The sequence below is a fragment of the Williamsia sp. D3 genome (assembly GCF_000506245.1).
Classification (GTDB): domain Bacteria; phylum Actinomycetota; class Actinomycetes; order Mycobacteriales; family Mycobacteriaceae; genus Williamsia; species Williamsia muralis.
The window spans coordinates 163,112-175,859 of record NZ_AYTE01000014.1 but is presented as its reverse complement, the minus strand read 5'-3'; the positions used below and the strand labels follow the sequence as shown (position 1 = coordinate 175,859).

Annotated in this window: 11 protein-coding genes and 1 riboswitch; of the genes, 2 read left to right on the top strand and 9 right to left on the bottom strand. The window is 62.3% G+C overall.

Going from position 1 to position 12,748, the window contains the following annotated elements:
• Positions 1 to 87: 87 nt before the first annotated feature.
• From W823_RS39750 to lipA, 9 genes are all read right to left on the bottom strand, one after another.
• Positions 88 to 474 carry a RidA family protein gene (locus W823_RS39750; RefSeq protein ID WP_023956932.1) on the bottom strand — a complete coding sequence of 129 codons (387 nt, stop codon included), beginning with the start codon at positions 472 to 474 and terminating at the stop codon, positions 88 to 90.
• A gap of 214 nt (positions 475 to 688) precedes the next feature.
• The gene (locus tag W823_RS39745; RefSeq protein WP_023956928.1) at positions 689 to 979 is read right to left on the bottom strand and encodes a Dabb family protein; all 291 of its coding nucleotides are present in this window, start codon (positions 977 to 979) and stop codon (positions 689 to 691) included.
• Positions 980 to 1,102: 123 nt separating this feature from the next.
• The gene (locus W823_RS39740) at positions 1,103 to 1,768 is read right to left on the bottom strand and encodes a hypothetical protein (protein WP_031331910.1); all 666 of its coding nucleotides are present in this window, start codon (positions 1,766 to 1,768) and stop codon (positions 1,103 to 1,105) included.
• Between the two features lie 323 nt (positions 1,769 to 2,091).
• Positions 2,092 to 2,922: a mycofactocin-coupled SDR family oxidoreductase gene (locus W823_RS39735; RefSeq protein WP_023956924.1), complete on the bottom strand. Its 831-nt coding sequence runs from the start codon at positions 2,920 to 2,922 to the stop codon at positions 2,092 to 2,094.
• A gap of 41 nt (positions 2,923 to 2,963) precedes the next feature.
• Positions 2,964 to 3,584 (bottom strand): helix-turn-helix domain-containing protein, encoded by a 621-nt coding sequence (locus W823_RS39730; protein ID WP_023956922.1) that lies wholly within the window; start codon positions 3,582 to 3,584, stop codon positions 2,964 to 2,966.
• A 230-nt stretch (positions 3,585 to 3,814) separates the two neighbouring features.
• Complete coding sequence (locus tag W823_RS39725) at positions 3,815 to 4,672, bottom strand: creatininase family protein (protein WP_023956919.1); 858 nt, start codon at positions 4,670 to 4,672, stop codon at positions 3,815 to 3,817.
• A gap of 23 nt (positions 4,673 to 4,695) precedes the next feature.
• Positions 4,696 to 5,859, bottom strand: a complete 1,164-nt coding sequence (iolM, locus tag W823_RS39720; protein ID WP_023956917.1) for a scyllo-inosose 3-dehydrogenase — start codon at positions 5,857 to 5,859, stop codon at positions 4,696 to 4,698.
• A 67-nt stretch (positions 5,860 to 5,926) separates the two neighbouring features.
• Positions 5,927 to 7,252, bottom strand: coding sequence for a Tm-1-like ATP-binding domain-containing protein (locus tag W823_RS39715; RefSeq protein WP_161633990.1), 1,326 nt, complete (start codon positions 7,250 to 7,252; stop codon positions 5,927 to 5,929).
• Between the two features lie 104 nt (positions 7,253 to 7,356).
• The gene (lipA, locus tag W823_RS39710; protein ID WP_023956913.1) at positions 7,357 to 8,280 is read right to left on the bottom strand and encodes a lipoyl synthase; all 924 of its coding nucleotides are present in this window, start codon (positions 8,278 to 8,280) and stop codon (positions 7,357 to 7,359) included.
• A 316-nt stretch (positions 8,281 to 8,596) separates the two neighbouring features.
• A riboswitch (glycine riboswitch) is annotated at positions 8,597 to 8,689 on the top strand.
• Positions 8,690 to 8,816: 127 nt separating this feature from the next.
• Here lipA and gcvP point away from each other — a divergent pair.
• Positions 8,817 to 11,636, top strand: a complete 2,820-nt coding sequence (gcvP, locus tag W823_RS39705; protein ID WP_031331908.1) for an aminomethyl-transferring glycine dehydrogenase — start codon at positions 8,817 to 8,819, stop codon at positions 11,634 to 11,636.
• The gene (gcvT, locus tag W823_RS39700) at positions 11,633 to 12,739 is read left to right on the top strand and encodes a glycine cleavage system aminomethyltransferase GcvT (RefSeq protein WP_023956909.1); all 1,107 of its coding nucleotides are present in this window, start codon (positions 11,633 to 11,635) and stop codon (positions 12,737 to 12,739) included. The genes gcvP and gcvT overlap by 4 nt, the downstream gene beginning before the upstream one ends.
• Positions 12,740 to 12,748 lie beyond the last annotated feature (9 nt).

The following is a 12,748-nucleotide window of genomic DNA, read 5'->3' as shown; positions in this document are numbered from 1 at the left end:
TCAAATGACCGTGACGATCACAACCCCGGAAGTGCGCATACGAGCTGAACCGGGTATGGCGTCGGGACGCGCTCGCTTCCGACTTTCTTAGGGCACAAGCGCTTCGGCTTCGATCTCGACAAGGAGTGCGGGATCGACAAGACCCGACACCTCCACCATGGTCGTGGTGGGTCGGATGTGTCCGAAAACATCGCCGTGGGCCCGGCCGACCTCCTCCCAACGGGAAATGTCGGTCACGTAGATTCGGGTGCTGATGACGTGCTCCAGATGTGCGCCGGCGCGCTGGAGCACCTCATCGATCCGGCGCAGGATCTCGGTGGTCTGGGCGCCGATGTCATCGCCACCGATCACCCCTGAAGGTGTGGAAGCCGTTGTACCGGACACGAGTACACGGTTACCCACGCGCAACGCCCGGCAGTAACCCACGACGGGTTCCCATTTACTGTCGGTGTACAGCTGTATTCGGTCGTCCATCGGGGCGATTCTCCTCGTGGTGCAGACTGACTATTTGGCTGCGAACGTCCATCCACGCTATGTCGTCGGATCGCTGCGAGACTTCGCAGACGCGACGGAGGTATGCCGACCGCGTGATGCCGAACTCGACCATTGCCTCTTCTTCGTCTGGGCCGCCGAATGGCAGCCACCGCTCCGCGTGCGAGAGTAGGTACTGCTCTTCATTGTTCATCGCTCATGTCGCTATCTGCACGACGGTCTTGTCTGCCAGGTACGGGACGATGAGGTCGGCAAGGATCCGCCGATGCTCTGGATGGTCACGATAGGCGATGAAGTCGTCGCGCGTGGCGAATACTCCGATCACGGCGTAGTCCCAGTTCCCCTGTGCGAGGTCCGCGTCTGGACCGCACTGGTAGAAGTCGACGCCCGTCAGGCTACGGACGAGGGTCATCAATGTCGTCGTGACAGCGGATTCGTCCACCCCTTGCTCATCCCACTTGAATGTAACGACATGCGTGAAGGACACGGTCTTACTCCTCGGTCTCAGAAGGATCTATCCGCTCTGTGCGACGGCGTCGAGCGAGTGTCGACGTCGAGACGATGTATATGAATCACATAGGCGGACAGCTTTTTTCGTCCGTAGTGACAGTCAAGCGCGGTCGAGGTAATTGCGCATGTATTCGAGGCCTGCGCGGAAGCTGCCGGCGCCGAACACATCGTCGAACAGTGCTGAGCCAACGGTGATTCCCCATGGGGACAGCTGGGCGATCTCGTCCATCCGGGCAGTGCTGTTGATAGAACCGGTGACGACGACGGGTCCGTCCACGCCCTCGATGAAGCCCTTGCCGAGCACACCGGGGTCGCCGTCGGTCCACCGGTACAGCGACAGAGCGACTCCATCTGCTTGGGGGCGTATGCGTTTGGCATCAGCCACGATTTCTTCGACTGATCCGTGGAGCATCCGGGGAATGCCGCTGCGCCCTCCGCATGTCGGAAGATAGCCCACTTTCTCCTTTGCGAGCAGAGCTGCGACCGACGGGTGGAATGCCATACCGATGAGGTAGTCCAGTCCGTTGTCGATCGCGAAGTGGGCGGCGGCCAGACATTGCGACTCTTCCTCTTTGAGTGACTCGAAATGCACTGTTTTCCCGGCGTCTTTCATGTCCCGCGCCAGTAGCGCCAACTCGGAAGTGGAAGGGCCGGTGTCTTTGAATCCCCAGTGCCGCGTCGGGGCGTCGATCGATTCCGCGAAGACTTCCCGCGCGTTGGAGATGGTCTCGTCGTTGTGCGTGAGCATTGCGATTAGTTCGGTCATCTGATGGGCCTTGTCTGTGGGGTACGTCCGTGAAATCCGGACGTCGCAACGATGGAGGGCCTGGTGTGGATCACACAGGTCGGTTTCTCGAAAGTTGGCTGCCTACAGTCGAATGAGTCAGCGGGTTGACCGCGTAATCACGCGATTCGTCCGCAGCGAGGCAGCCCAACGAAGGGCTCGTCCGAGACGAAGCCCTGATCGAAACGGTGTGACGTTTCGACGATTGATGGTGGTGTGGTGTGTGGTGATCTGTGTCCGGCAGCGTCCGCGCTAGGAGTGGCGTTTGGCCAGACGTGGGTTGGGTTCTGAGGCGGTGGTGGGGGCTACTTTGCCAGCATTCCGGCGTCGACCGGGATGGCCGCGCCGGTTGTGTAGCGGGCTTCGTCGGAACACAGGTGCGCGACAGTGTTACTCACGTCTTCTGGCAACACCCACGGTGTGTCGAGCAGGTGGATGCTCGCGAATCCTTCAAGAGCGTCGTCCAGGGTGGGTTGCTCGAGATCGGGCCGGAACATTTTGATGACACCGGAATTGGTCATCATCGGTGTTTTGCAATTGCTCGGATGAATCGAATTGACCCTGATGTTGTGTGGGGCGAGCTCGTTGGCGAGGGCCTTGGCCAACCCGGTGACCCCGTGTTTCGCCGCGACGTAGTGTCCGATTTCATTGAGGTTGCGCAGTCCTGCAGTGGAACTGGTGAGTACGATTGATCCGCCGTTTCCGGCGTCGATCATGTGCTTCACCCCGGCGCGGACGGTCTTCCACACACCCGTGAGGTCGATGTCCATCATCTCGTTCCATTGCGCCTCGGACATGTCGGCCAGCATGCCGTAGGTGCAGACTCCGGCGTTGCCGATGATGAAGTCGAGTCGACCGAACTGTCCGACGCCCTCGTTGACCACGTCGGTCATAGCTTCGAGGTCGCGCACATCGGCGACTCTGCTGACGATCTTGCCCCCGGCCTTTTCGACGAGTTCCGCGGTCTCGTCGAACTCGGCTTTGCTACCCATGTCATAGGGCGCGGATTCGACCGGTGCACAGATGTCCACCGCGATGATGTTCGCGCCTTCGCTGGCGAACTTGATGGCGTGCGCGCGGCCCTGGCCGCGAGCCGCACCGGTGATGAATGCGACTTTTCCGTCAAACTTTCCCATAATTATCGACCTTTCGATGTGTCGGGTCGACTGCGCCAAGCCTAGAAGGACTTAGGCGTATCGATCCAGATGTATTCGCTGACCTCTTTGGCCACGTTTTCGATCTTGTGCGGAATGGTGCTGTGGAACCAGATGGAATCTCCCGGGTCGAGGAAATAGACCTCGTCGGCGAGCGTGACCTTGAAGCGTCCTTTCAGGACCATCGCCCACTCCTCGCCCTCATGGGTGTAAGGCTCGTCGCCGGTACTTGCGCCCACCTCGTAGCGCCCATACAGCGCTTCCAAGACTTCCGATTCGGCAGGAGATGCGAGCTCAAAATGGACGCCCTGAGCGGCGATCGATGAACGAGAATCCGCGCCGGGGTGTGAGGACAGATCCTCGCCCACGATCTGACGGTCGCTTGCGCGGATGACGTGCCCGTTGCGCTGACTCGGTTCGGTGAAGAAGTACGTGATGCTGGTGCCCAGCGCTGCCGCCAGCCGCTTGAGCGTGGAGATCGACGGCTCGGTCTTGCCTCTCTCCACCTCACTGATGACCGACGAGGACATCTCTGCTCGTTCCGCCAGGGCGCGGATCGAGTATCCGTGATCGTTTCTCAATTGCTTGAGACGATCGCCGATCGAGATGGTGTCGCTGCTGTCTGTCCTCGGCCCGAGAGTCATTGATTCCCCTACTTCCCACTGTCGTTGTGCCTGCGTAGGCCGTCTACCGTCTGGTGGTAGATATTCCCACTGACAGCTGAGCTTACTGACGTCTGCACCGCTGCCGGCCTCGGTGCAGAAGTCAAGACTTCTGACGTGGGCGCGCTCCTGGTAGCGACTGGTGGGATGCGAGGCACCGAGGGTAAGAGAGGCGGCCACCTCGGTGCCCCGCAAGCATTTTCGACGGTCTGTCAGGCCTTGAGTACGAACTCGCGAGAGGTGATGTCGACCTTCACCTTCTTGAGTTCCTCGAGGGCATCGGCGAGGTGGCTGGAGAAGCGATCGAAGATCTGCTCGCCCTTCTCGGCGGTGGCGCGGAAGGGGTTGCCGATCACGCCGTGCGGCGCCATCTCTTGGTGCTCCATGGGGAAGTAGAAGTACTCGTAGCCCTGGAACTCGACATCGGGGCTGGCGTCGACCTTCTTGAAGGACTCGGGCAGCCATTCCGGAGCCTGGGCTCGTGTATCGAGGCCGCGGTCGAGCTTCACGTTCTCCGGCTTGAGGGCCATCATGATCGAGGTTTCTTGCTCACTGGCGTGCCAGCCGGCCGTCTCTTCCTCGCTGTTCTCCATGAGGTCCTCGATGATCCCGAGATAGCGCTCGCCGTATGGCTTGAACATTCCCAGCAGAGCGCCGGTCTCGTAGCGCAGGGTCCGGAAGACCTGGTCGGTGACCTTGGTGTTGGAGGTGTGACCGTTCACGAAGATCAGCCGGTTGAAGCCGTGATGGATCAGCGATCGTGCGGTGTCGTAGATGACCGCGCGGACGGTGTCGCCGCGGAAGGTAATGGTTCCCATGCCGTTCTCGGGCTCGCGAAGGTGGTGGGGGCTGTAGCCGGTCCAGATCGGCGGCCCGTACAGCACCTTTGCCTTGTCAGCGGCGCGACGGCACACCTCCTGCGCGTTGTAGATGTCGGTTCCGATGGGCAGGTGGTAGCCGTGCATTTCGACTGCACCCATCGGGATGATGATGGTGTCGTCGGTTTTCAGGTACTCCTGGATGTCCGGCGGGGCCAGGTCGGTGATCAGTCTTGAGTGCAGCTCTGACATCGTGTTCTTCTCCTGTGTTGTTGTTACGACTGGGGTTTGACGAGGATCTTGCCGTTTCCGCGCTCTTTTGTTTCTTCGAGCGCGTCGATGAGTCCGCCGAGCGGGAATCGACGAGTGATGGCCTTGTCCATCGAGATTCGGCCGGAGGCCATCAACGCGATGACGTTGGGGAAGTCCCAGCTGCCGGAGTGGCCGACGGTCCCGAAGATCTGACCAGCTCTGAGCTGGATCTTGATGGTGTTGATCGAGGCAGGTTTGGCATCCATGCCCGCGAGCACGAGCTTGCCGCCGATGCCGAGGGTGTCTTCGATCGGACCCATAACAGCTTTGCTGTTGCCGCTCGCCTCGACGATCATCGCGGCGCCGTTACCGTTGGTGGCTTCGGCGATGGCCTCCACAGCATTGTCGGCCAGCGGGTCGATCAGGTGAGTTGCGCCCATTTCTGCAGCGAGGCTACGCCTTTCGGCGATCGGCTCGACCGCGAAAATCTGTGATGCTCCCGCTGCCTGCGCCAACGCCACCGAGGCCAGCCCGATCGGGCCGAGTCCGTAGACCGCCACCGCGCTTCCCGGTTTGAATCCTCCTGCGCGGGTGAACATTCCCTCGTACGCGACGCTGGTGGGCTCGGTGAGCGCGCCGACTTCGAGAGCGAGGTCTTCAGAACCGTAGCGCTCGGCGACGGCGTCGAGGGGCCAGCAGTACCGCGCATCGACTCGAACGAACTCGGCGAAGCCGCCGTCGATGGTGATTCCCAGATCTTCGATGTTGCGACACTGGTTCCAGTATCCACCGCGGCATTCGCGGCAGGTGCCGCACCATTGGATCTCCTCAGCAGCCACCAGCTGACCCACACGGAGTTCGCTGACTGCGGAGCCTGCGGCGACTATCCTGCCGGAGAACTCGTGGCCGGTGATCACCGGTGCTTTGAGGTGATAGGGAGAAAGGACGTAGCCTTCGTCGTCTGTCTCGTACATGTGGACATCGGTGCCGCACAATCCGCATGCACCCACCTGCAAGATCACTTCGGTGGGTCCGGGCTCGCCGGGGTCGGCGACGGTTCGCAACTCCATCACCGGGTTCCGGTACACCTGGCTGGCGTTGACGGCCCACTGACGTGCGGCGTCCTGTTCGGGAATGTGCACGCCTGCGCGGGGTGACCACTCGGCCTCTAATACAACTGCTTTCATCGCACATCTCCGTTCGTTCGTTTGGTTGAGGGTGTGGCCGGCTGGCTCAGACGAGGGGTGGGGTTCGTCATGCCGTCGTGGCAGACGCGTTGGCGGTCTCGTGGCGTGCACTTGCGGCCGACACGGCATCGAACGCGGCGGTCACGGCTGCGGAGAATGTCGGGTCGTTGATGTGTGCGTCGATCTCGCTCAGCTGCACATGTCCATCGAGTTCGGCGCGCAGAACACGACGGAATGCTTCGTCGGCCTCAGGGTCCCAGAACGATCCGCCCGGAGCATTCGGAACTGACAGTCCCTGTGTGGGAACAACGATGTGGACTGGTCCGGTAGCCGAGTTTGCTTTGCGGGCGAACTCTTTGGCCACCGCCTCCATCTCGCCGGCGGTGAGGCGGACAAGAGTGAGTTCGGGGTTGTGTCCGAAGTATGTCCGTCCTGGGAATTCTCGTTCGGCGTCTTCGGGTTTGCCGCAGGTGATCAGGTCGACACAGCCGGGTACGAGGATCTGGGGAAGTCCGACTCGCCCCGCGGTCTCCATCCTCGCCGGACCAGGGTCCATCAACCCGCCGATCAGGTGTCCGCTGAGTTCTGTTGTGGTGACGTCGATTACGACATCGACCTGTCCGTTCTCCACGGCCGCCTCGAGCGCCCTTCCACCGGTGCCGTTGGCGTGAAAAGCAACGAATGCCATTCCCGCGGAACTGATGTGGTCATGGATACGATCCACGGTCGGCGTGGTGTTGCCGTTCATGGACACCGCGACGGTCAACGGACGCTCGGGGTCGGCAACCGCACCTTGGCGCAGGGCGGCCATTGCCGCGCCGACGATGAAGCCTGCGGCGTTACGGTAAACGACTGAGGTCAGCGAGTTGATTCCGCTGATGTCGGCGACAGAGTGGAGAACGGCGACGTCTTGAATGCCGACGTAGGGCTCGAAAGTCCGTCGGCCCGAGGCGAGCGGCGACACGATCAGCTTCGGGAATCCGAAAGGGAGCTGCTGCAATGCCGGCCCGGCGATGTGCGTTCCTGCCCCACCCATGCACACCGCGCCGTCGATGTCGTGCCTGGCGACCATGTCCACGAGCAGTCGGGTCACTCCGTCTCGCAGAGCTGTGACGGCTTCGCCGCGCGGCAGTGAATCGATCTCCGGCATCGTTCGGCCTGCGGCCCCGGCTACTGCATTTTGGTCAACGAAGCGCCTGGCCCCGATTACTGTTTTGTCCGGGGGCGGAGCCAGTCTCGCCGATGTGTCGACGAAGACAACTCGCCCGCCCAGGTCTTCGACGTGGTCGGCCACGTTGGCCAGCTCGGCGGCCTTGGTGTCGAAGGTGCCGATCACCGCGATGGTCGGGAGCGGTGACTGCGGCTCCGCGCCGGTTGGCTCTGGACTGTGCATGAGTTGAATCATAGTTCGGAGAACCGAACGCTGCAAGGCTTTTGATGCCATAAACGTTCGGCATACCGGTACGCGAGGCCAAAATGCCAGGGCAGCGCGCCTCATTAATTGTTAAAAATTTGTACAGCCGCTGCGTGGAGCCGCCCCGCTTGATAGGACGATCGGACCAACGGTCCGGAGAGGACCCCCAGGAATCCGAGGGCTTCGGCGGCGGCGGCGAACTCGTCAAAGCGGTCGGGATGAACCCATCGGTCCACTGGCAGGTGCCGAGAGCTCGGACGTAAATATTGGGTGATGGTCACAAGGTCGCAACCGGCGGCACGCAGGTCGGCAAGCGTGTCGTACACCTCCGAGTCGGTTTCGCCCATCCCCAGGATGAGGTTCGACTTGGTGATGAGGCCGGCCGTCTTGGCGGCAGTCAGCACGGCGAGGGAGCGCCGATAGTCAAAAGCGGGTCGCACGCGTCGAAAAAGGCGAGGAACGGTTTCCACGTTGTGCGCCAGAACGGATGGTTTCGACGAGAAGACCTCGTTGAGCTGGGAGTGATTGCCGGTGAAGTCTGGGATCAGAAGTTCGACACCGGTAGACGGGCACACGGCGCGGATCGCGCGAACGGTCTCGGCATACAGCCAGGCCCCTCCATCGTCGAGGTCGTCGCGAGCAACCCCCGTCACTGTCGCGTACCGCAGACTCATTGCGGCGACTGATTCGGCAACCCGGCGCGGTTCGTCGCGGTCGAGGTCGGCGGGCCGTCCGGTGTCGATCTGGCAGAAGTCGCATCGGCGTGTGCACTGTTCGCCGCCTATGAGAAAGGTGGCTTCGCGGTCATTCCAACATTCAAAGATGTTGGGGCAGCCGGCCGAGCGGCATACTGTGTTCAATTCGTGGTCGGAGACGATTGCCGAGACCTCCTGGAACACCGGCCCGATGCTGACCGGCTTCTTCATCCACGACGGCTTGCGCTCAACGGGCGACGCACTGTTGCGTACCTCGAGGCGCAGAAGTCGACGTCCTTCATTTGCGGGCATGCTTCCTCGCTGATGTCAGTGACCTCGACAGTCGCCCATGACCTGTCTGTCGAACCGGACGGGTGACGGCGAGATCGGGGGACTTGGCTGGGCGTGGGGTTGAGCCCTTTACGGACCAACTATTGCACGGATAACCGAACGAATCCCGATATATCTAGGTTTATCGTGCGGTATGCCGATCGGTGGGCTACGGTGATATCACACAACTGAACGATCGCCGCTTGATGCGCATCAGGAGAACTCCGGGAGTATCCCCCGGAGAGCCGTAGGAGCAAGTTCCTCCCCGGGAATCTCTCAGGCCCCGCACTGATCGCGCAGAGGCAACTCTGGAGAAAGCCGCCGCGCTTACCGAAGGTGTATGGCCCCTCGCCGGGCCGGAACTCTCAGGTGCAAGGACAGAGACGGGGAGGGCCAGCATCCGCTGATCGCGCCGTATGGCGTGGTCGTAAAGTTTCGGAGATCCTTTGTCCCACAATTCGTTACGTGATGACTTCACTTCTCGTCACATCGGTCCAGACGAGTCCGGCGTCGCCCATATGCTGCAGACGCTGGGGTACAGCGGCCTCGAGGAACTCATCGACTCCGCGGTACCGGATTCCATCCGTACCCACGCGCCGCTGCATACCCCAGCGGCCCGCACCGAGAGCGAAGTGCTGGGTGCCTTGCGTTCGATGGCAGAACGCAACGAACAACGAGTGCAGATGATCGGACTCGGGTACTACGACACCGTCACGCCGGCTGTCCTGCGCCGCAACATGCTCGAGGCGCCGGGGTGGTACACCAGCTACACGCCCTATCAACCCGAGATATCCCAGGGGCGCCTGGAGGCGCTGCTCAATTTCCAGACCATGGTCGAGGATCTCACCGGCTTGCCGGTGGCAGGCGCCTCCCTGCTCGATGAGGCGACAGCAGTTGTCGAGGCAATTCTGCTGATGCGTCGCGCGAACAAATCCGCCGCAGCAAACGTGGTCATCGATTCGAACTGTTTCCCGCAGACCCTGGCGGTCGCCCGTGCACGCGCAGAGGCGGTGGGGATCGAACTGGTTGAGCACGACACCACATCGGGTCTCCCGGATGGAGATTTCTTCGGAGTCGTCATACAGAATCCCGGCAGCACGGGATGTGTTCGTGATCTCTCGGACATCATCAGTCGGGCCCATCAGCAGGGGGCGCTGGTCACCGTCGCCACCGACCTGCTTGCGTTGACCGTGTTCAAAGAACCAGGCGCGCAGCACGCCGACATCGCGGTCGGGTCGGCGCAGCGCTTCGGTGTACCCCTGTTCTTCGGAGGCCCGCACGCCGGGTTCATGGCGGTACGACAAGGCTTGGAACGAATGCTTCCCGGTCGCCTCGTCGGCGTCTCCCGAGACGTCGACGGTGCGGTGGCATACCGACTGGCCCTGCAAACTCGGGAACAACACATTCGCCGTGACAAGGCAACGAGCAACATCTGCACGGCCCAGGCGCTGCTGGCCAACGTCGCCGGGATGTACGCCGCCTATCACGGCGCGAGTGGTTTGCGCGCGATCGCTGCGCGTGTACACGGGCACGCGACGACCATCAACGCCGGTCTTCGGGCCGGTGGCGTGACGACGATGCACGCCGACTTCTTCGACACGGTGGTGGCTGGGGTCGGCAGCGGACGGGCCCGCGCGATCGTGCTCGCGGCCGATCGCCTGGGAATCAATCTGCGATTGATCGATGAAGACACCGTCGGCATCGCCTGCGACGAGATGACAACCGACGCGATCGTCGCCGACGTCTTGAAAGCCTTTGGCATCCATGCCGAACCCGTCGGAACCGAGGGGGACAGCGGCAATTCGCACACGTCCAGCTGGGTCAAACCCGACCTGGCTCGTACCTCGTCATTCATGACTGCCGATGTGTTCCACCGGTATCGGTCGGAGGCAGCGATGCAGCGGTATCTGCGGCGGCTCTCAGACAAGGATCTTGCTCTTGACCGAACCATGATCCCGCTGGGTTCCTGCACGATGAAGCTCAACTCCGCGGTCGAGATGGAGCCGATCAGTTGGCCAGGGTTCGCCGGCATCCATCCATACGCCCCAACTGAGCAGACCCGGGGATACCGCGAATTGATCGCCGACTTGGAGACTTGGCTAGCAGACATCACCGGCTACGACCGGGTCTCACTGCAACCCAATGCCGGATCCCAGGGGGAGCTGGCCGGTCTGCTGGCTATCCGCAACTTCCACCGGAGCGGTGGTGACGACAGGCGCGACATCTGCCTCATCCCTCAGTCGGCGCACGGAACCAACGCCGCGTCAGCGGTGTTGGCGGGTCTGAAAGTGGTCGTGGTCGCCACCGCAGACACCGGCGACATCGACCTCGACGATCTGCAGAGCAAACTCGATGGGAACGGCGACCGTGTCGCAGCCATCATGCTCACCTACCCCTCCACCCACGGCGTCTACGAAACCAACGTGCGGCAGATATGCGATCTCGTCCACGATGCCGGCGGGCAGGTGTATGTCGATGGCGCGAATCTGAACGCCCTTGTCGGCCTGGCGCGACCCGGCGAATTCGGCGGCGACGTCTCACACCTGAACCTGCACAAGACGTTCTGCATCCCGCACGGAGGGGGTGGACCCGGAGTCGGTCCCGTTGCCGTACGGCAGCACCTGGCTCCGTTCCTGCCCTCCCACCCTCTGGACACCGACGGCATCACAGGTCCGGTCGCCGCGGCGCCTCACGGATCAGCAGGCATCTTGCCGATCACCTGGGCGTACATCGCCCTGATGGGGCCCGAAGGTCTCACTGCTGCAACACGAACCGCTGTCCTCGCGGCCAACTACCTGGCCAACGAGCTCGCCGACTGCTATCCGACTCTTTTCTCCGGATCGACCGGGCTGGTCGCGCACGAGTGCATTCTCGACCTGCGGGCGCTGACCAAAGCCACGGGTGTGACCGCCGAGGATGTCGCCAAGCGACTCATCGACTTCGGGTTCCATGCGCCGACGCTGTCCTTCCCGGTGAACGGAACCTTGATGGTCGAGCCCACCGAATCGGAAGACATCGCTGAACTCGACCGGTTCGTCGCCGCTATGAAGGCCATCCGAGCCGAGATCCAAGCCGTCGCAGACGGACAGTGGCCGCTGGCGGACAGTCCGTTGCGCCAGGCGCCCCATACCGCCGAGTGTCTTCTCGAGGACGCGTGGCCCCATCCGTACAGCCGGAGGCAAGCCGCCTACCCGCTGGCTTCGTCGGTGGCCGACAAATATTTCCCACCGGTGCGACGCATCGACGGCGTATTCGGCGATCGCAACCTCGTGTGTTCGTGCCCACCACCCGAGGCGTTCGCCATCGAAGACACACAGAGAGAAGAGGTTTCGGCATGAAATCCACCCCACTTGACGCCGAACACCAGCGGCTTGATGCGCAGATGACCGACTTCGCCGGATGGAGTATGCCGCTGAAGTACCGCGGTCACAGCGAGGAGCACCACGCGGTACGAACCGCCGCCGGCCTCTTCGACCTCTCGCACATGGCCGAGATCGCCGTCCGTGGGCCGCACGCCGGAGCATTTCTCGACCACGCTCTCGTCGGTGAGATGAGTGCGATCGACGACGGCCGGGCCAAGTACTCACTGCTGTGCAACGACAGCGGGTATGTGCTCGACGACCTGGTGGTCTATCGACTTGCAGCCGAAGACTTCCTGGTCGTGGCAAACGCATCCAACCGGGAAACCGTCGTCGCCGAGTTCTTCTCTCGCTCAGAGGATTTTGATGTATCGGTGACAGACCAGTCCGACGAGACCGCGCTGATCGCCGTGCAAGGTCCTCGCGCCGCGGAAATTCTCTTACCGCTCGTCGCCACCGCGCAGCAAGAGGCCGTACGCGACCTCAAGTACTACGCCATCGCCGCCGCCGACGTGAGCGATGTCAGTGTGCTCGTGGCTCGGACCGGGTACACAGGGGAGGACGGCTTCGAAATCTATGTCCACACCGACCACTGTGCGCACGTCTGGCGTGCACTCCTGGACGCCGGCCTGCCCCTCGGGGCTCAACCGGCGGGCCTGGCGGCGCGGGACACTCTGCGGCTGGAAGCCGGAATGGCGCTCTATGGCCACGAACTGGACAGCTCGACCACGCCGTACGAAGCGAATCTGGGCCGAGTTGTCCGTCTGCACAAGGACTTCATCGGTGCAGCTTCGCTGCGTCGGATCGCCGAGGAGCCACAGCAACGGGTGCTTGTCGGGCTCACAGGTGCCGGAAAACGGGCCGCGCGATCCGGCTACGCCATCAGTTCGCCGACCGATAGACGCCACATCGGCGTCATCACCTCGGGTTCGTTTTCGCCGACTCTCGGTCATCCCATCGCGATGGGCTACGTCGACACCGAGTTCTCCGAGGTCGGAACAGCGATCGAGGTCGACGTTCGTGGCACCCCACACGAGTTCACAGTCGCTGCCCTGCCCTTCTACAAGCGGCCGCGGCGCTGATTCCCCACC

Excerpts from the sequence above, each read along its gene's own strand:
- W823_RS39750 (WP_023956932.1), bottom strand. The coding sequence starts at position 474 with ATGGACGACCGAATACAGCTGTACACCGACAGTAAATGGGAACCCGTC.
- W823_RS39740 (WP_031331910.1), bottom strand. The coding sequence starts at position 1,768 with ATGACCGAACTAATCGCAATGCTCACGCACAACGACGAGACCATCTCC.
- W823_RS39735 (WP_023956924.1), bottom strand. The coding sequence starts at position 2,922 with ATGGGAAAGTTTGACGGAAAAGTCGCATTCATCACCGGTGCGGCTCGC.
- W823_RS39730 (WP_023956922.1), bottom strand. The coding sequence starts at position 3,584 with ATGACTCTCGGGCCGAGGACAGACAGCAGCGACACCATCTCGATCGGC.
- W823_RS39725 (WP_023956919.1), bottom strand. The coding sequence starts at position 4,672 with ATGTCAGAGCTGCACTCAAGACTGATCACCGACCTGGCCCCGCCGGAC.
- iolM (WP_023956917.1), bottom strand. The coding sequence starts at position 5,859 with ATGAAAGCAGTTGTATTAGAGGCCGAGTGGTCACCCCGCGCAGGCGTG.
- W823_RS39715 (WP_161633990.1), bottom strand. The coding sequence starts at position 7,252 with ATGCACAGTCCAGAGCCAACCGGCGCGGAGCCGCAGTCACCGCTCCCG.
- lipA (WP_023956913.1), bottom strand. The coding sequence starts at position 8,280 with ATGCCCGCAAATGAAGGACGTCGACTTCTGCGCCTCGAGGTACGCAAC.
- gcvP (WP_031331908.1), top strand. The coding sequence starts at position 8,817 with ATGCTGCAGACGCTGGGGTACAGCGGCCTCGAGGAACTCATCGACTCC.
- gcvT (WP_023956909.1), top strand. The coding sequence starts at position 11,633 with ATGAAATCCACCCCACTTGACGCCGAACACCAGCGGCTTGATGCGCAG.